Origin of the sequence: Streptomyces coffeae (assembly GCF_016741875.1) — a bacterium.
Taxonomy (GTDB): Bacteria; Actinomycetota; Actinomycetes; order Streptomycetales; family Streptomycetaceae; genus Streptomyces; species Streptomyces coffeae.
In genome coordinates, this window is the sequence record NZ_JAERRF010000007.1 from 361,067 (window position 1) to 381,004 (window position 19,938).

A 19,938-nucleotide genomic window follows, 5' to 3' on the forward strand; every position below is an offset into this window, starting at 1 on the left:
CGGCCAGGAAAAGGGTGCGCCGCCGAGGCCAACGGGCCCCGGCGGCGCACCAGGTGGGTCAGGCGTCGGTCAGCTGCTCACGTAATCCGCCAGGTGCTCGCCCGTCAGGGTGGAGCGGGCGGCGACGAGGTCGGCCGGTGTCCCCTCGAAGACGATCCGGCCGCCGTCGTGGCCCGCGCCGGGACCCAGATCGATGATCCAGTCGGCGTGCGCCATGACGGCCAGGTGGTGCTCGATCACGATGACCGACTTGCCCGCGGACACCAGCCGGTCGAGCAGCGCGAGGAGCTGCTCCACGTCGGCGAGGTGCATACCGGAGGTCGGCTCGTCCAGGACGAAGACGCTGCGGTCCTCATTCATGTGCGTGGCCAGCTTCAGCCGCTGCCGCTCGCCTCCGGACAGCGTGGTGAGCGGCTGGCCGAGCGGGAGGTAGCCGAGCCCGACGTCCACGAGCCGCCGCAGGGCGGTGTGCGCGGCGGGCGTGCGCGCCTCGCCCTGGCCGAAGAACTCCTCGGCCGCGGCCACCGACATCTCGAAGACGTCGCTGATGTTGCGGCCGCCGACGCGGTAGTCGAGGACCGACGGCTGGAACCGCTTGCCCTCGCACTCGTCGCAGGTGATGGCGACGCCCGCCATGATCGCCAGGTCGGTGTAGACGACCCCGGCGCCCTTGCACTGCGGGCACGCGCCCTCGGAGTTGGGGCTGAACAGGGCGGGCTTGACACCGTTGGCCTTGGCGAAGGTCTTGCGGATCGACTCCAGCATCCCGGTGTAGGTGGCCGGATTGCTGCGCCGGGAGCCCTTGATGGGGCCCTGGTCCACCAGCACGACCCCCTCCCGGTCGGCCACGGAGCCGCGGATGAGCGAGCTCTTGCCGGAACCAGCCACTCCGGTGAGTACGGTGAGTACGCCCAGCGGGATGTCGACATCGACGTTCCGCAGGTTGTGGTCGTTGGCGCCGCGCACCGCGAGCTTGCCCGTCGGGGTGCGCACCGACGGCTTGAGACAGACACCGGCATCCAGATGCCGGCCGGTCAGCGTCCCGCTGGACCGCAGCTCGTCGATGGTGCCTTCGAAGACCACCTGGCCGCCCTCGGTACCGGCCTTCGGCCCCATGTCGACGACATGGTCGGCGATCATGATCATCTTTGGCTTGTGCTCCACCACCAGCACGGTGTTGCCCTTGTTGCGCAGCCGCCTGAGCAGGCTGTTCATCCGCTGGATGTCATGCGGGTGCAGGCCGACGGTCGGCTCGTCGAAGACATACGTGACGTCGGTGAGCGCCGAGCTGAGATGGCGGACCATCTTGACGCGCTGTGCCTCGCCGCCCGACAGCGTGCCGGTGGGCCGGTCCAGCGAGAGGTAGCCAAGACCGATGTCGTCGAAGGCGTCGAGGGCCTGACACAGGTTCGCCGCCAGGGTGACGATCGACGGCTGGGCGATGTTCCGGACCCACGCGGACAGGTCGGTGATCTGCATCGCGCAGGCCTCGGCGATGTTGACCCCGTCGATCTTCGCCGACCGGGCCAGCTCGCTGAGCCGGGTGCCGTGGCAGTCGGGGCAGGCGGTGAAGGTCACCGCCCGATCCACGAAGGCCCGGATATGCGGCTGAAGAGCCTCTTGGTCCTTGGCCAGAAATGTCTTCCGCACCCGGGCGAGCAGGCCCTCGTAGGTGGTGTTGACGCCCTTCACCTTGACCTTCACGGGGTCGCGGCGCAGGAAGTCGTGCATCTCCCCGGCGGTGTAGTCGCGGATCGGCTTGGCCGGGTCGAGGAAGCCGGACTGGATGAACGACTGCACCACCCAGCCGTCGGGCTTCCAGCCGGGGACGGTGATCGCGCCGTCGGCCAGCGACGTGTCGGCGTCGTACAGCTGGTCCGGATCGATGTCGGTGACCGTGCCGAACCCCTCGCAGCGCAGACACATGCCGCCGACGACGCTGACGCGCTTCTCGATGGCCTTTCCGCCCACCACCAGGGTTCCCGACGCGTCGGCCGACGCGACGTTGAAGGCGAACGCCTTCTGGCTGCCGATATACGGCTTGGCGAGCCGGCTGTACAGGATCCGCAGCAGCGCGCCCGCGTCGGTGGCGGTGCCGACCGTGGAGCGGGGGTGGCCGCTCAGCGGCTGCTGGTCGACGATGATCGCGGTGGTCAGCCCGTCCAGCATTTCGACCTCGGGCCGCGCCATGGACGGCATGAACCCCTGTACGAAGGCGCTGTAGGTCTCGTTGATCAGCCGCTGCGACTCGGCGGCGATCGTGTTGAAGACCAGCGAGCTCTTGCCCGATCCGGAGACGCCGGTGAACACCGTCAGACGGCGCTTGGGGATCTCCAGACTCACGTCCCGCAGGTTGTTCTCCCGCGCGCCGTGCACGCGGATCCGGTCGTGCTGATCGGCTAAGTCCTGTTCGGTCTGCTGAGTGTCGGCAGTCGTCCTCACGGTCATCCAATCCTCCACTTGCCGGACGAGGGTGTCTTGTTGTCGAACGAGCCTGTCTTCGCTGTCGGGTCCGTATCGGACCCTGGCACCGTGTTGACCGGAAACTGCGGTCCGTACACAGGGTGGCAACTGTGCGTGTCTGGCCAACTTCTTTCAGCTTGGTAGCCAACCCTGTGGGTTGCGTCACTATGGGGTGAGTTGAGTGCCCTGTGTTCTGGATACCACGTCGACAGGGGGGATGCCTGAATGGCATCGGCGACCGACGTCACGGCCGCGCAGGAAGCCATGTGGCTCGCACAGAAGTTCGCCCCGACCCAACCGAACAATGTGGTGACGCTGTGGAACGTCGACGGTGGCCTGGACGTCCCCCTCTTCACCTCCGCGCTGCGCGTGGTGATGGCGGAGACTGACCCTCTGTGGGTGAATTTCCGGCGGGGTGCTGACGGGCTCCGGGTGATCGCCCGTGACCCGGGCACGTGGGAACCGTTTCACCTCGACGTCAGTGACGCCCCCGAACCGGTTGACGCGGCCCGTGCCGCTGTCGCCTCGCTGACGAGCGAACCGTTCGACCTGGCGCGGGACGCGCTGCTGCGGGTCGGCTCCATCAGCTTGGCCCCGGCCCGCCACCTCGTGGTCCTGATCTTCCATCACATCCTCACCGACGCCTTCGGTGTGCTCATGCTGCTGTCCCGGCGGATCGCCGAGGTCTACCGGGCGCTGTGCGAGAAGTCCGACGTCCCCGAGAGCGTCTCGCGGCCCGCGGACGACGCCGTCGCGGCGGACGCCGCGTACCGGTCGTCGCGGCGGTTCGCCGACGCCGAGCGGTTCTGGCGGGACTACCTCGCCGGTGAGCCGACCGCGGCGCGGCTCCCCACCGGCGTACGCCCGCCCGAGGGGGCACCCACGAGTGAGCCCGGGCCCTGGGACTTTCTCACCGGGCCGCTGGGCATGACCACCCGCACCGCGACGGTTCCGGCCACCGAACGCGCCTCATGGGAAGGCGCCGCGCACCGGCTGAAGACGAACGTGCCGGACCTGCTCTCCGCCGCGGCCGCGGCCTACCTCCAGCTCATGTGCGGCGCGTCCGCACCCCTGCACACCATCACCGTCAACCACCGCACCGGTGCCGCGCGGCAGGCGCTCGGCCTGTTCTCCAACCGGATCCCGATCCGGGCCGAGGCCGCTCCCGAGGCGAGTCTCGTGGAGCTGGCCGGGGCGCTCGGCCGGGAGCGCCGCGGCGTGCTGCGGCACGCCCGGCACGAACTGGCCCTGATCAAGCGGGCCACCGGGCGCGCCGCCGAGGCGCGCAGCCCGTTCGGAACCATCGTCAACGTCTTCCCGTTCGTCGAGGCGCTCGACCTCGCGGGCAGCGTGGCACGGTTCGCGGGCGGCACGTTCGGCCTGGTCGACGAGATCATGGTGTCCCTCTACACCGACGGCACCGCCGACAGCGATCTGTACGTCCGCTTCGACGCGCCCGCCGCGCACTACGGCGAGCAGGACCTCGCCGGTCTGGCCGACAGCTTTGTGCCGTTCCTTCGCGCCGCGCTCGCCGACCCCGCGCAGCGGGTGGCGGACATCAGCCCGCTCGGCGCCGCCGAACGACGCGCGCTGCTCGCCGCCTGCTCCGGCCCGGCGGTCGACGTCCCGGACGTCACGCTGACCGAGCTGCTGGAGCGGCAGGCCCGCGCCACCCCCGACGCGACCGCGGTCACCTTCGAGGACGAGAGCCTGACCTACCGGGAGCTGGCCGACCGGTCCGGCCGCCTCGCCCGCACGCTGATCGAGGCGGGCGCGGGACCCGAGCGCTTCGTCGCGGTGGCCATCCCCCGCTCCCTGGACCTCGTCGTGGCGCTGCTCGCGGTGCTCAAGGCGGGCGCGGCCTACGTCCCGGTCGACCCGGAATACCCCGCCGCCCGCGTGGAGTTCATGCTCGCCGACGCGCGGCCCGCGCTGCTCCTGGTGGCCGGGGAGAGCGCCGGGAAGCTGCCCGTCGGGGACGTCCCCGCCCTCGCCGTGGACGAGATCCCCCCGGCCGGCGGGCCCACCGCGGCAGCACCCCACCGCCCCGGCCACCCGGCGTACATGATCTACACATCCGGGTCGACCGGGCGGCCCAAGGGCACGGTCATCACACACGCCGCGATCGTCAACCGGCTGCTGTGGATGCAGGACCACTTCCGGCTGGACGGCACCGACCGGGTGCTCCAGAAGACCTCGGCCTCCTTCGACGTGTCGGTCTGGGAGTTCTTCTGGCCGCTGATCACCGGCGCCACCCTCGTGATGGCACGGCCGGACGGCCACCGCGACCCCGCCTACCTCGCCGAGGTGATCGAACGGGCCCGGGTCACCACGCTGCACTTCGTCCCCTCCATGCTCGCCGAGTTCACCGCCGAGGAGACCGCGGCCCGCTGTACCGGTCTGCGCCGGGTCGTGTGCAGCGGCGAGGCGCTGCCCGCCGACGTCGCCGCGCGGTTCGACCGGCTCTTCGGCGTGCCCCTGCACAACCTGTACGGGCCGACCGAGGCCGCGGTGGACGTCACCGCGTGGCGGTGCCGGCCGGAGGCCGCCACCATCCCGATCGGCACCCCGATCCAGAACACCACGCTGCTCGTGCTCGACAGCAGGCTCCGGCTGGTCCCCCGCGGCGTCCGCGGCGAGCTGTACATCGTGGGCGCCGGGCTCGCGCGGGGCTACCTCGGCCGGTCGGCCCTCACCGCGGAGCGGTTCGTCGCGTGCCCGTTCGGACCCGCCGGGCAGCGTATGTACCGGACCGGCGACCTGGCGCGCTGGAACGCCGACGGGGACCTCGAGTTCGCCGGACGCGCCGACCACCAGGTGAAGATCCGTGGCTTCCGGGTCGAGCCCGCGGAGGTGGAGGCGGTGCTCGCCGCCCACCCCGGGGTGGCCGGCGCCGCGGTCGTCGCCCGGGAGAGCCGCGGCGCCGACGGGGCCGCCCAACTGGTCGCGTACGTCGTGCCCAAGAACTCCGGCGGCACCGGCCGACAGGCCACGGACTGGGACTTCCACGCCGGTCTCGACATCGCCGAGTTACGCGCCTTCACCGCGGCCCGGCTGCCGAACCACCTGGTCCCCGCCGCCTTCGAGATCCTGGACAGGCTGCCGCTGAGCGCCAACGGCAAGCTGGACCGCGGCGCGCTGCCCGAACCGGAGTTCGCCGCCCGCGCCTACCGGCCGCCCCGCACCGACGAGGAGCGGCTGTTGGCGGACGCCTTCGCCCAGGTGCTCGGGGTGAGCCGGGTCGGGGCGGACGACGACTTCCTCGCCCTCGGCGGCGACAGCATCCGGGCCATCCAGGTGGTGGCCCGCGCCCGGACGGGCGGCCTCGCCTTCACCCCGCGCACCGTGTTCGAGTGCCGCACCGTCGCCGCGCTGGCCGTCGCCGCGACCCGCGACACCGCCGCGCCGGCGCTCGCCGAACTCGACGGCGGCGGCGTCGGCCTGGTGCCGCTGCCGCCGATGGCGCGGCTGATCGCCGAGCGCGGCCCAGGACTCGACCGGCTCGCCCAGTGGCTGGTGCTCGAACTGCCCGCCGGGGTGGACCGCGACGGCCTCGCCGCGACGGTCGGCGCCGTCCTCGACCGGCACGACGTGCTGCGCTCGCGCCTCGTCGACGACGGCCTGCTGGTGCTGCCGCCCGGCGCGGTGGACCCCGCCGGACTGATCACCCGGGTCGGCTGTCCGGGCCACTGGGACGCCCCCTCCTGGCTCCAGCTGCTGCGCACCGAGGCCGACGCGGCGCTGCGCGCCATCGACGCCCGGGCGGGCCGTATGCTCCGGCTCGTATGGTTCGGCCCCGAGGCGGGCGGCCCCGGGCGGCTGCTGATCGCCGCGCACCACCTGGTGGTCGACGGCATGTCATGGCGGGTGCTGCTCCCCGACCTCGCCACGGCATGGCGGCACATACGGGTGGGCACGGCACCGGACCTGCCGCCGGTCGGCACATCGCTGCGGCGCTGGCTGCGAGCCCTGTCCGAGGAGGCGGCGCGACCGGCCCGGACGGCGGAACTGCCGCGGTGGCGCGACCTGCTCGCCGGTCCCGTCCCGCCGGTCGGCTCCCGCCCGCTGGACCCCAAGGCCGACGTCATGGCCACCACGGACACACTGCGCGTCGAACTCCCCGGTGACCTCACCGACGCCGTGCTCACCTCGGTGCCCGCAGCGTTCCGCTCCGGCGTCGACGACGTGCTGCTCACCGCCCTCGTCCTGGCGGTGGCCCGGCACCGGCGCGGCGCGCCCGAGGCCCCCGCGGTCGTCCGGCTCGAAGGCCACGGACGGCAGGAGGACCTCGTCCCCGGCGCGGACCTCTCCCGCACCGTCGGCTGGTTCACCGGCGTCCACCCCGTCCGGTTCGACCTCTCCGGGATCGACGTCGACGAGGCGATCGCCGGGGGAGCGGCGGCGGGCGAAGCCCTCAAGCGCGTGAAGGAACAGCGCCACGCCCTGCCGGGCGACGGCAACGGCTACACACTGCTGCGCCACCTCAACGACGAGACCGCGGCGGCCCTGCGCCCCCACCCGGCCGACGAGATCGGCTTCAACTTCCTCGGGCACTTCTCCTTCGACACCCCCCGGTCCGGGCGGAGCGACGGGTGGACCCCCGCGCCGGAGCACCCCGAACTCGTCGCCGCCCCCGATCCCGACATGCCCGCGCTGAGCGCCTTGGAGCTCAATGCCCTGGTGACCCGGGCCGACGACGGGCCGCGCCTCACCGCCCTGTTCACCTTCGCCACCGGTGTGCTCGGCGCCGACGAGGTCCGCGCACTGGCTGCCGACTGGCGCGCCGCCCTCACCGGACTGCGGGCACGGGCCGCCGAAGGCGCGACCGGACTCAACCCCAGCGACGTACCGCTGGTGACCGTCGGCCAGGCCGAACTGGACAGCTGGCAGCGGCGCTTCGGCCGGATCGACGACGTGTGGCCGCTGACCTCGCTCCAGGCCGGTCTGCTGTTCCACACGATGCTCGCGGACCCCGCGATCGCCGCCTACCAGACGCAGTTCGTCTTCCGGCTCAGCGGTCGGGTCGACCCGGACCGGCTGCGCTCGGCGGGCCAGGCCCTGCTGGAGCGCCATCCGAACCTGCGCGTGGCCTTCGTGTCGACCGCGGCCGGTGAGTCCGTACAGGTGGTGGTGGAGGACGTACCGCTGCCCTGGCGGCACGTCGACCTCACCGGCGAGCCCGACGCGGAGGAGCGCCTGGAGCGGATCATCACCGACGAGCGCGATGCCCCGTTCAGCGCCGATGCGCCACCGCTGCTCCGCTTCACTCTCGTGACCCGGGGACCGGACCTGGCCGACCTCGTCCTCACCGCCCACCACGTGCTGTTCGACGGCTGGTCGGTCCCGCTGATCGAGCGGGAACTGATACGGCTGTACGCGGCACACGGCGGCGCCCCGGAGCCGCCGCCCGCGCACGGCTACCGGGACTTCCTGCGCTGGCTGTCACGGCAGGACGCGGCCCGGTCGGCCGAGGCGTGGAGCGCGGAACTGGCCGGGGTCGCGGAGCCGACCCTCCTCGCGCCCGGGCCGCGCTCGGACCGCACCGGCAGCGGGCAGGTCGTCGCGGCGCTGTCCGGCGAGGAAGCCGCGGCGCTGGCCCGCAGGGCCACGGGCCTCGGCGTCACCATCAACGCCCTGGTGCAGGGCGCGTGGTCGATGGTGCTGGCCGGTCTGACCGGCCGCGACGACGTGCTCTTCGGCGTCACCGTGTCCGGCAGGCCCTCCGAACTCCCGGGAGCCGACGGGGTGATCGGCCTCTTCATCAACACGGTGCCCGTCCGTGTCACCTGCGCACCGGGCGAGGACCTCGGGCGCATGCTGGGCCGACTCCAGGACGCCCAGGCCGGGCTGGTGGAACACCACCACCTCGGGCTGGCCGATATCCAGCGGTCGACCGGGCTGAGCGCGCTGTTCGACACCCTCATGGTCTTCGAGTCGTTCCCCGTCGACCGGGCGGGTCTGTCCGCCGCGAGCGCGGCACCGGGTCTCGCCGTGACCGGCGTGCGTCCCTACGCCCCGCCGCACTACCCGCTGACCGTCATCGCGGCCGCCGACCCCCTGCTGCGGCTGTCCTTCCAGTACCAGCGCGATGCCTTCGACCACCACGAGGTGGAGGCCATCGCCGGCCGGCTGACCCAGGTACTGCGGCAGATCGCCGCCGACCCGCACACCACCGTCGGCGCCCTCGACGTGCTCACCGCGGACGAGCGCGACCAGGTGCTGCACCGCTGGAACGACACGGCCGCCGAGGTCCCCCGGGAGACCGTGGCCGCCCTGTTCGCCCGGCAGGTGGCGGCGGCACCGGACGCGGTGGCGGTCGAGCACGACGGGCACACCCTCACCTACCGCGAACTGGACGAGCGAGCCAACCGCCTGGCGCACTGGCTGATCGGGCAGGGCGTGCGGCCGGAGGCCCGGGTCGTGGTGCTGCTGCCCCGCTCGACCGACCTGGTGGTCGCGCTGCTCGCGGTGGGGAAGGCCGGCGGCGCGTATGTGCCGGTGGACCCCGACTACCCGGCCGCCCGGGTGCGTTCCGTGGTCGAGGACAGCGGCCCGGTGCTGGTGCTCGACGCGCAGCGGCTGGCCGGGGCGGACCTGTCCGTCTGCCCCGCCGACGCGCCGCGGACACCGGTCACCGCGCGGCACGCCGCCTACACCATCTACACCTCCGGCTCCACCGGCAGGCCGAAAGGCGTGGTCGTCGAGCAGGGCGCGCTGGTCAACCTGCTCACCGGCATGCGGGAACGGTTCGCGCTCACCCCTCGCGACCGGGTCCTCGCGGTCGCCACCGTCGCGTTCGACATCGCCGCGCTGGAGCTGTTCCTGCCGCTGCTGACCGGGGCGCGGGTCGTGCTGGCGGGCAAGGACGACGTCCTCCAGCCCCCGGCGCTGCTCGACCTCGTCGACCGGGCGGGCGTCACCCTCGTGCAGGCCACCCCGGCGCTCTGGCAGGAGCTGATCGCCCATGACCCGGCCCGCCTGGCCGGACTCCGCGTGATCAGCACCGGCGAGGCTCTGCCGCGTGCCCTGGCCGAGGAGCTGCGCGGCCACGCCGCCGAGGCCACCAACCTGTACGGCCCCACCGAAGCGACCATCTACGCCACCGCCGCCCGTCTCGGCCCCGGCTCCTCGGGCCTGCCCCCGTCCATCGGCGCACCCGTGGCCAACTACCGGATCCTGATCCTGGACCATGGCCTGCGCCCGGTGCCGCCGGGGGTGACCGGCGACCTCTGGATCGCCGGAGACGGTCTGGCTCGCGGCTACTTCGGCCGGTCGGCGCAGACCGCCGAGCGGTTCGTGGCGAACCCGTACGGCCCCGCGGGGTCCCGGATGTACCGCAGCGGGGACCTCGCCCGCTGGACCGGCAGCGGCGAGGTCGAGTACCTCGGCCGCTCCGACCACCAGGTCAAACTGCGGGGGTTCCGCATCGAACCCGCCGAGATCGAAGCCACGCTGGCCGGCCACGACGCCATCTGCCAGGCCACCGTCGTCCTCAGGGAGGACCAGCCCGGCGAGCGTCGGCTGGTGGCGTACGTGGTGCCGGAGAGCGGCGCCGAGGTGCCGTCCGCCGAGCGGCTGCGGACGCTGGTGGGCGAGCGGCTGCCCGGGTACATGGTGCCCGCGGCCGTCGTCGTGCTGACGGAATTCCCGCTCACCCCCAATGGCAAGCTGGACCGCTCGGCGCTGCCCGCGCCGGAGTTCGCGGGAGTCGCCTACCGCGCCCCGCGGTCCGGGCGAGAAGCGACGCTGTGCCGCTTGTTCGGCGAGGTGCTCGGTGCCGAACGCGTCGGGATGGACGACGACTTCTTCGCCCTGGGCGGGCATTCCCTGCTGGCCACCCGGCTGGTGGCGCGGGTGCGCGCGGAACTGGGCGTGGAGATCCCGATCCGCGCGCTGTTCACCTCACGGACCCCCGCCGAGCTGTCCGATCGCTGGAACGAGATGTCGGCCCCTGCCCGCACGCAGTTGCGCAGAATGATCGAAAGGTGAACGAGAACATGATTCCCCTGTCGTACGCGCAGCGTCGGCTCTGGTTCATCAACCGCTTCGAGGGCCCGTCCCCGACGTACAACATCCCCCTGCTCCTGCGGTTCACCGGAGCGCTCGACACCGGCGCGCTGCGCGCCGCGTTCCGCGATGTGATGGCGCGGCACGAGGTCCTGCGGACGGTGTTCGGCGAGGAGGACGGCGAGCCCTACCAGCGCATCCTCGACCCGGACGAGGTCGAACTGCCCTGGACGGACTGGGGCCGGGTGGCCGCCGACCGGGTGCCGGGCGTGATCTCCTCGATCATCGGCAGCTGGTTCGACCTGTCGTCCGACGCGCCGCTGCGGGGCAGCCTCGTCCGGAGCGGCGACGACGAACACCTGCTGGTCCTGGTGATCCACCACATCGCCGGGGACGGCGGGTCGCTGGCGCCGCTGGCGCGGGATGTGTCGGCGGCCTACCGCGCACGGGTGGCCGGACACGCGCCCCGGTGGGCGGAACTGCCGGTGCAGTACGCGGACTACGCGGTGTGGCAGCGGGAGATGCTCGGAGACCTGGACGATCCGGACAGCGTCCTGTCGACCCAGGCGGCGTACTGGCGCGAGGAGCTCGCCGGGGTCTCCACGCCGCTTCCGCTCCCCTTGGACCGGCCCCGGCCCGAGGTGGCGAGCCACCGCGGCGGATCCGTCCCGCTCGTCCTGCCGAGCGAGATCCGGGCACGCGTCGAGGAGTTGGCCCGCGCCCGCGGCATGACGGTGTCGATGATGTTCCAGGCGGCGCTGACGGTGCTGCTGCACCGGCTGGACGGCGGTGACGACGTGACGGTCGGCTCACCGATCGCCGGCCGCACCGACGACGCGCTGCACGACCTGGTGGGATTCTTCGTCAACTCGTGGGTGCTGCGCGTCCAGGTGTCCGCGGAAGCGTCGTTCGCGTCCGTGCTCGACCAGGTGCGGAGCAAGGCGCTCGCGGCGTACGAGAACCAGGACGTCCCCTTCGAGCGGCTCCTCGAACTGCTGCGGCCGGAGCGGTCCACCGCCCACCACCCGCTGTTCCAGACCGTGCTGGCCTGGCAGAACAACACGCCGCCGGAGCTGGAGATACCCGGTGTGACGGTGTCGATGGAGCCCATCCCGACCGGCACCGCGAAGTTCGACCTGTTCTTCAACATGGCGCCGGACGAGTCCGACGGGTCGGTGACGGGCGAGATCGAGTACGCCACCGACCTGTTCGACCGCTCGACCGTGGAGGAGATCGCCGCCCGGTTCGTACGGGTGGTGGAACAGGTGGTCGCCGACCCGGAGATCAGCGTCGGCGCAGTCGACGTACCGGCCGTCGGCGGCGGGGAGCACACCACCACGGACGACGAGGCCCCCGCGCCCGACGCCGCGCGCCGCCCGCTCGACGCGGCGGAGCGCCACACGATCCTCGTCGAGTGGAACGACACCGCGCGCGAGGTGCCCTGTCCCGGGCCGATCCATGTGCTGTTCGAGGAGCAGGCCGCCCTGCGCCCGGACGCGATCGCGGTGCGCTGGACCGACGGCACCATGACCTACCGCGAGCTGAACCAGCGGGCGAACCGGATCGCCTGGGACCTCAAGGAACACGGCGTCGGCCCGGAGACGGTGGTCGGCATCGGCATCCGGCGCGGCCCGGTCATGGTCGCGGCGGTGTTCGGCGTGCTCAAGGCGGGCGGCGCCTATCTGCCGCTCGAACCGTCGTCCCCCGCCGAGCGCGTCGCCGGCATGCTCGCCGACACCGGGGCGGACACCGTGCTGACCACGGCGGACACCGAACCCCTGGCCCTCCCCGACGGTGTCACCCGCGTCGAGGTCGCCGGTGAGCAGGACCCGCCGCCCAACGCCGCCGAGGGCGATCCGGAGCCGTCCGCCGGGCCGGACACCACCGCGTACGTCATCTTCACCTCCGGCAGCACCGGTAAGCCCAAGGGCGTGGTGATGACCCACCGGCCGCTGCACAACCTGCTCAACTGGTGCTTCCGCACCTTCGGCTTCGGCCCCGACGACACCGGCCTGTGCCTCACCTCGCTGGGCTTCGACCTGTCGGTCTTCGACATCTTCGGCCTCCTGGGCTGCGGCGGCTCGCTGTACGTCGCCGACGAGGCCCAGCAGCGCGATCCCGCCCTCCTGCTCAACCTGCTGCTCACCGAGCCGATCACCTTCTGGAACTCGGTGCCGACCACGCTCAACCAGTTGCCGCCCCTGCTGTCCCGGAAGGACACCTGGGAGGGGACCGACAGGCTGCGCCTGGTGTTCCTGTCCGGCGACTACACCCCGCTGCCCCTTCCGGATGAGATCCGCGCGGTGTTCGACCGCGCCGAGATCGTCAGCCTCGGCGGGGCGACCGAGGCCACGGTGTGGTCCAACTACTTCCGCGTACGCGAGATCGACCCGGCCTGGCGCAGCATTCCCTACGGCCGGCCCATCGACAACGCGCGCTACTACATCCTCGACGACAGCATGCAGCCGTGCCCGGTCGGCATCGAAGGCGACCTCTACATCGGCGGGGACGTGCTGTGCGCCGGATACGCCAACCGCCCGGAACTGACCGCGGAACGCTTCCTCCGCGATCCGTATCCCCACCGGGACGGCGACCGCCTCTACTGGACCGGCGACCGGGCCAGCTTCTACCCCGACGGGAACATCTGTTTCCAGGGCCGCGCCGACAACCAGGTGAAACTGCGCGGCTTCCGCGTCGAACCCGGCGAGATCGAAGCCACCCTGGTCCGCCACCCCGCCGTCCGCCAGGCCATCGTCACCCTGCGCGAGGACCGGCCCGGCGACAAGCGGCTGGCCGCCTACATCGTCGCGGACACCGGCGCCCTGGACACCGCGGGCGGGGCACAGGAGCAGATCGAGGAGTGGCACGAGGTCTACGACCAGGGGTACGCCGACGAACCCGACGTGCCGTTCGGCGAGGACTTCACCGGCTGGAACAGCGCCTTCACCGGCGACCGGATCCCGATCGAGGAGATGCGCGCCTGGCGGGACGCCGCGGTGCGCCGCGTCCTCGACCAGTCGCCCCGGTGTGTCCTCGAACTCGGCGTCGGCTCCGGCCTGTTGCTCGCCCATCTGGCGGGCCGGGTGGAGCGGTACTGGGCCACCGACTTCTCCGCGGCGGTCGTCGAGCGGCTGCGCCGTCAGGTGGCACGGGCCGGCCTGGCCGACCGCGTCGAGCTGCGCTGCCAGGCCGCCCACGACACATCCGGCCTGCCCCGGGGCGAGTTCGACACCGTGCTGCTCAACTCGGTGGTGCAGTACTTCCCGAACGAGCACTACCTCCGCCAGGTCCTGGACGCCGCGTGGGACATGCTCGCGCCGGGCGGCCGGATCGTCCTCGGCGACGTCCGCCGGGCCGCCTCCCTGCCGGTGCTGCAGGTCGCCGTCCAGCGGGCCAGGCACCCGGAGGCCACACCGGAGGTGCTGCACAGCGCCGTGGACCAGGCCGTACTGCTGGAGAAGGAACTCGTCGTCGACCCCGAGTGGTTCCTGCGCTGGGCCGACCACGCCGGCGGGGCCGCCGTCGACGTCCGGGTCAAGGACGGCGACGCGCACAACGAACTCACCGGACACCGCTATGAGATCGTGCTGCACAAGCCGGGCGGCACACAGCCGGCGCGGTCCGTGGCCGGTGTTCCCGCCCTGGCCTGGGACGGTGATCTCGACCGCCTGGCCGCGCGGGTGGGCGGACAGGACGCGGCGGTCGTCCGCGTCACCGGTGTGCCGAACGCCCGCCTGACCGACGAGATCGCCGCCGCCCGGGAGCTCGGCGAGGAGCAGCCCGGCACCTTGGTGCCACCAGCCCTCGATCCGCCCGTGATCCACGCCTGGGCCGAACGGCACAACTGGGACGCGCTCGTGACGCTGTCAGCCACCGCGGTCGACGGGGTGGACGTGCTCGTCTTCCGGGACGGCCCGGCGGCCGGCCGGACCCTGAGCGGGGTGTACCTGCCCGGCCGGGGTGACCGGGCGCCGGTCAACAACCCGGCCGTCGCGAACGGGATAGCCGCGCTGCTGCCCGCCCTCCGCGCGCACCTGCGGGAGAGCCTGCCCGCGTACATGGTGCCCGCCGCGATCGTGCCGATCGCCGGGGTGCCGCTGACCGACAACGGCAAGCCGGACCGACGCGCGCTGCCCGTGCCCGACTACGCCGCCGGCAGCGGCGGACGGGTCCCGTCGACGCCGGAGGAGGAGTCGCTGTGCACGCTGTTCGCCGCCGTGCTCGGCGTCGACCGGGTCGGCGCCGACGACAACTTCTTCTCCATCGGCGGGCATTCGCTGCTGGCCACCAAGCTGGTCAGCCGCATCCGCGCGGTGCACGGTGTGGAGATCCCGATCCGCCTGGTGTTCCAGGCCTCCACCCCCGCCGAGCTGGCGGTCCACCTGACCACCGCGACCGCCGTCCGGCCGCCGCTGGTCCCCCAGACCAGGCCGGAGCGGCTGCCGGTCTCCTTCGCACAGCGGCGGCTGTGGTTCATCCAGCGGCTCGAAGGGCCGTCGGCCACCTACAACGTCCCGCTGGGCCTGCGGATGCGCGGCGACCTCGACGCGGCGGCCCTCCGCGAGGCCATGGACGACGTCGTGGAGCGGCACGAGTCGCTGCGCACGGTCTTCGGCGAGGACGCCGGGCAGCCGTACCAACGAGTCCTCGCGCCGGGCGAGGTCGAAGTGGGGTGGGAGGAACGCGAGGTCACCGAGGCCGAACTGCCGGCCGCGCTGCGCGATGCGGCCCGCCGCCCCTTCGACCTGGCGAACGAGATCCCCATCCGTGCGTGGCTGTTCCGGCTCGGCGCCCATGAGTGGATGTTCCTGATCAGCGCGCACCACATCGCCGCGGACGGATGGTCGGCGCGCCCGCTCGCCTCGGACCTCGCCACGGCCTACGAGGCCCGGTGCGCGGGCGGGCGGCCGGAGTGGAAGCCGCTGCCGGTGCAGTACGCGGACTACACCCTGTGGCAGCGTGATCTGCTCGGGGACAGCGACGACCCGGACAGCGTGTACCGGCGCCAGCTGGACTACTGGACCACCCAGCTGACGGACCTGCCGGCCACCATCGACCTGCCCACCGACCGGGCGCGGCCCGCCGTGGCGTCCTACGAGGGCGACGCGGTCTTCATCGACATCGACGAGCAACTCACGGGCAGCATAAGGTCGTTGGCGCGGGAGACCGGTGCCACCGTGTCGATGGTGCTCCAGGCGGGGCTGGCCGCGATCCTCACCCGGCTGGGCGCGGGTACCGATGTGCCGCTCGGTGCCCCGATCGCGGGCCGCACGGACGATGCGCTGGCCGGCCTGGTGGGCTTCTTCGTCAACACCTGGGTGCTGCGGGCCGACACCTCCGGCGACCCCACCTTCGCCGACCTCGTCGGCCGGGTGCGGCAGCGGAGCCTGGCCGCCTACGACAACCAGGACGTCCCCTTCGAGCACCTGGTCGAGGTCCTGAACCCGGTGCGCTCGCCCGCCCACCACCCGCTGTTCCAGGTGCACCTCGCGCTCCAGAACAACACCCCGGGAAACTACTCCCTGCCGGGCCTGACGCTCTCCGAGGAGATCTTCAGCGCGGGTGTCTCACGCTTCGACCTGTTCCTCAGCCTCACCGAACACGAGGGGGACCGGCCGCACATCTCCGGCTTCGCCGAGTACGCGACCGAGCTCTTCGACGCGGGCACGATCACCGCACTGCTCGACCGCTGGACGCACTTCCTGCGGCAGGCGGTCGCCGCGCCGGACACGCCCATCGGGGCGGTGGACATCCTCATGGGCGGCGAGTCCGCGACGCTGGCCCGGTGGGGCGGCTGCGGCCGCGCGGAGCGGCTCGAGGCCGGAACCGTCCACCAGCGGTTCTCCGCCGTCGCCGCCGCCGACCCGGACGCCACCGCGCTGATCTCCGCCGACGGCTCGGAACGCTGGACCTACGCCGAGCTGGACCGCTGGTCCAACCGCATCGCCCACCACCTGTGCGAGCGCGGTGCCCGCCCGAACGGCCGCGTGGCGGTGCGGCTCGACCGCTCGCCGCTGATGGTCGCCGCCCTCCTCGCGGTCCTGAAGGCGGGAGCGGCATTTGTGCCCGTCGACCCCTGCTACCCCGCCGACCGCGTCGACTTCATGCTCGCGGACGCCGCGCCCGACGTCGTCGTGGACCACACCCTCGCCGACACCGACCTGTCCGGTCACCCGGATTCCGCGCCCGAGATCAAGGGAGTCGGGGAGCAGAGCGGCGCGTATGTGATGTTCACGTCCGGCTCCACCGGCCGCCCCAAGGGCGTCGAGGTGACCCACCGCAACGTCGTGGACTTCGTACTCGACACGTGCTGGGCGGGCGCCGCGCACCGCCGTGTGCTGTTCCACACCACGTTCACCTTCGACCCGCTGAACTACGAGCTGTGGGTGCCCCTGTTCAGCGGCGGCGCGGCGGTGCTGGCCCCCGCGGGCAGGCTGGACACCGCCGAGCTCGCCGGCGTCATCGCCGACCGCAAGGTGACCGGCCTGTGGCTGACCACCGGGCTGTTCGTCGTGATGGCCGAGCAGCACCCGGAGTGCTTCGCCGACGTCGCCGAGGTGTGGACCGGCGGCGAGGTGCTGCCGCCGTCGGCGGTCCGCAAGGTCCTGGCCGCCTGCCCCAGCCTCGCCGTGGTCAACGCGTACGGCCCGACGGAGGCCACCACCTTCGTCTCCGGCCACCGGATCGCCTCACTGGCGGAGTGCACCGACCCGCTGCCCATCGGCGGCCCTTTGCAGAGCACCGAGTTCCGGGTGCTCGACGCCGCCCTGCGGCCCGTGCCGTCCGGTGTCGCCGGGGAGCTGTACATCGGGGGCGAGGGCGTGGCGCGCGGGTATGTCAACCGACCGCTGCTGACCGCCGAGCGGTTCGTCGCCGACCCGTACGGGGCGCCGGGCGCGCGTATGTACCGCACCGGCGACCTGGTGCGCTGGAACACCGCCGGGCACCTGATGTTCCTCGGCCGGGTGGACGACCAGGTGAAGCTGCGCGGTTTCCGCGTCGAGCCGGGGGAGATCGCCACGGCGCTGCGCAGGCGCGAAGGCGTGGTGCAGGCGGTCGTGACCGTCCGCGAAGACCGCCTGGGCGAACGGCGTCTGGTGGCGTACGTGGTGCCCGACGCGTCGGTCGACTCCGACCACGAGGCCGTGCAGCACCTCGGCGAGTGGCAGGAGATCTACGACTCCATGTACGGCGAGGCCGAGGTGGGCCTGGACGGGGTCGGCGAGGACTTCACCGGCTGGAACAGCTCCTACACCGGTCAGCCCATCCCGCTGCCGGAGATGCGGGCGTGGCGCGACGCCGCGGTGGGCCGGGTGCGCGCCCTGCGGCCGCGGCGCGTGCTGGAGATCGGCGTCGGATCCGGCCTGCTCATGGGGCCGCTCGCGCCCGAGGCGGAGGAGTACTGGGGCACCGACTTCTGTGTCCCGGTGGTCGAGCGGCTGCGCGCCCAGGTCGCCGCCGAGCCCCGGCTCGCGGAGAAGGTGACGCTGCGCGTCCAGGGCGCCGACGAGGCCGGTGACCTTCCCGCCGGGCACTTCGACACGGTGATCCTCAACTCGGTGGTGCAGTACTTCCCGGACGCCGGCTATCTCGAGCGGGTGCTGGACGTCGCGATGCGCAGCCTGGCCCCGGGCGGGCGGATCGTGGTCGGCGATGTCCGCAGCCACCACACACTGCGGGCGTTCACCGAGGCCGTCCACCGCGCGCGGCGCCCGGAGAACCGGGCGGCCGCCGTACAGGCCGCGGTCGAGCGCGCGGTCCTGGACGAGAAGGAACTGGTCATCGCCCCGGACTTCTTCGTGCGGTGGGCCGAGGCACACCCTGACGTCGCCGCCACCGACGTCCGGCTCAAGCAGGGCACCGCGCACAACGAACTGACCCGCCACCGATACGAGGTGGTGCTCCACAAGGGCCCCGTCCAGGCCCTCGACCTCGCCGCCCTGCCGATGGAAACCTGGGGCGACGATGTCCATGAACTGGAGGGCGTGGCGGGAGCGTTGGCCCGGCACGGCGGGAAGATCCGCCTGACCGGGGTGCCGAACGCCCGGCTGGCCACCGAGAAGGGCGAATGGGGCGGCCAGATCGACGACCGCACCGCACTCGACCCGGCCGACCTGGAGGCATGGGGCGCCGAGCGGGGCTACGCGGTGTACTGCACCTGGTCGGCGGAGTCACCGGACTGCTTCGAGGCGGTCGTGGTGCCCGACGTGGACGCCACCGCCTGCGACGGAATCTACCGCCCCACCCGTGGCCGCACCGGGCGGCTGGTGAACTCGCCCGCGCTGTCCCGCGGCGCGTCCCGGCTGCCGTCGCGCTTGCGCGAGCAACTGGCCCGGGAGCTGCCCGACTTCATGATGCCGAGCGAGATCGTCCTGCTCACCGAGCTGCCCCTCAACGACCACGGAAAGGTGGACCGCGCCGCGCTGCCCGACCCCGACCCGAGCGGTGGCGCCTACCGCGCCCCGCGCACCTCGCGAGAGAAGGCCCTCGTCGGCCTGTTCGCCCAGGTGCTGGGCCTGGACCGGGTCGGGATCGACGACGACTTCTTCGCCTGCGGCGGCCACTCGCTGCGGGTGACCCGTCTTGTCTGGCAGATCCGCGAGACGATGGGCATCGACGCGCCCATCAGGACGGTGTTCCAGTATCCGACGGTGGCCGAGCTCGCCGAGCAGCTGTCCATGGACACGGAGGTGACGACCTTCGAGGACCCGTTCGCCGTCGTCCTGCCGATCCGCACCGAGGGAGAGAACCCCCCGCTGTGGTGGCTGCACCCCGGCGGCGGCCTGAGCTGGCCGTACATGAGCTTCGCCCGGCACATCGACGCGTCGTGGCCGCTCTACGGCATCCAGGCGCGGGGCTTCGACCGGGTCACCCCGCCGTCGTCCTCCATCGAGGAGATGATCGACGACTATGTGGGCCAGGTGCTCGAGGTCCAGCCGGAGGGCCCGTACCACGTGCTGGGCTGGTCGTTCGGCGGCACCCTCGCCCAGGCGGTGGCCGCGGAGCTCCAGCGCCGCGGGCACGAGGTGGCGCTCCTCGCGATCCTCGACGCCGCGCCAGCCAACTACTTCTCCGGCCTGGAGACGTTCAACGAGGACATGATCCGCCCCTTCCTCGCCGCCTACATGGAGCACCTCCAGGGGATGGAGGGCTATGAGTTCCTCGTCGAAACCGCTTCGTCGATCTTCGTGAAGCACATCGAGCAGATGCAGCGCTACACCTCGCCGCGGTACCGCGGCGACGTCGTGTTCTTCAATGCGCTCCTCGATCTGGACACGCGTGACCTGCGCCAACTCGACGAGGAGATGGACGCGCGGTGGCACCGCTACATCGACGGGCCGGTGCACCGCGTGGACGTGGCCTGCGCGCACAACGAGATGTACTGGCCGCGGAACGCCGCCGAGGTCAGCCGTGTGATCAACCGGATGCTCCGGGAGCTGCGACGCCCGTGAGGCACCGACCGACAAG

3 protein-coding genes are annotated in these 19,938 nt (G+C 72.4%); 2 read left to right on the plus strand and 1 reads right to left on the minus strand.

Annotated features, from left to right (window positions below; translation table 11 throughout):
• Positions 1-69: 69 nt before the first annotated feature.
• Positions 70-2,448, minus strand: a complete 2,379-nt coding sequence (locus tag JK363_RS14770; protein WP_201875323.1) for an ATP-binding cassette domain-containing protein — start codon at positions 2,446-2,448, stop codon at positions 70-72.
• 240 nt (positions 2,449-2,688) lie between these two features.
• On the opposite strand from JK363_RS14770, the gene JK363_RS14775 reads away from it, so the two are divergent.
• Together JK363_RS14775 and JK363_RS14780 are read left to right on the plus strand one after the other, a co-directional pair.
• Positions 2,689-10,452 carry a non-ribosomal peptide synthetase gene (locus tag JK363_RS14775; protein WP_201875324.1) on the plus strand — a complete coding sequence of 2,588 codons (7,764 nt, stop codon included), beginning with the start codon at positions 2,689-2,691 and terminating at the stop codon, positions 10,450-10,452.
• Entirely contained in the window at positions 10,449-19,922 is a 9,474-nt protein-coding gene (locus JK363_RS14780) for a non-ribosomal peptide synthetase (protein WP_201875325.1), read from the plus strand. The genes JK363_RS14775 and JK363_RS14780 overlap by 4 nt, the downstream gene beginning before the upstream one ends.
• Positions 19,923-19,938 lie beyond the last annotated feature (16 nt).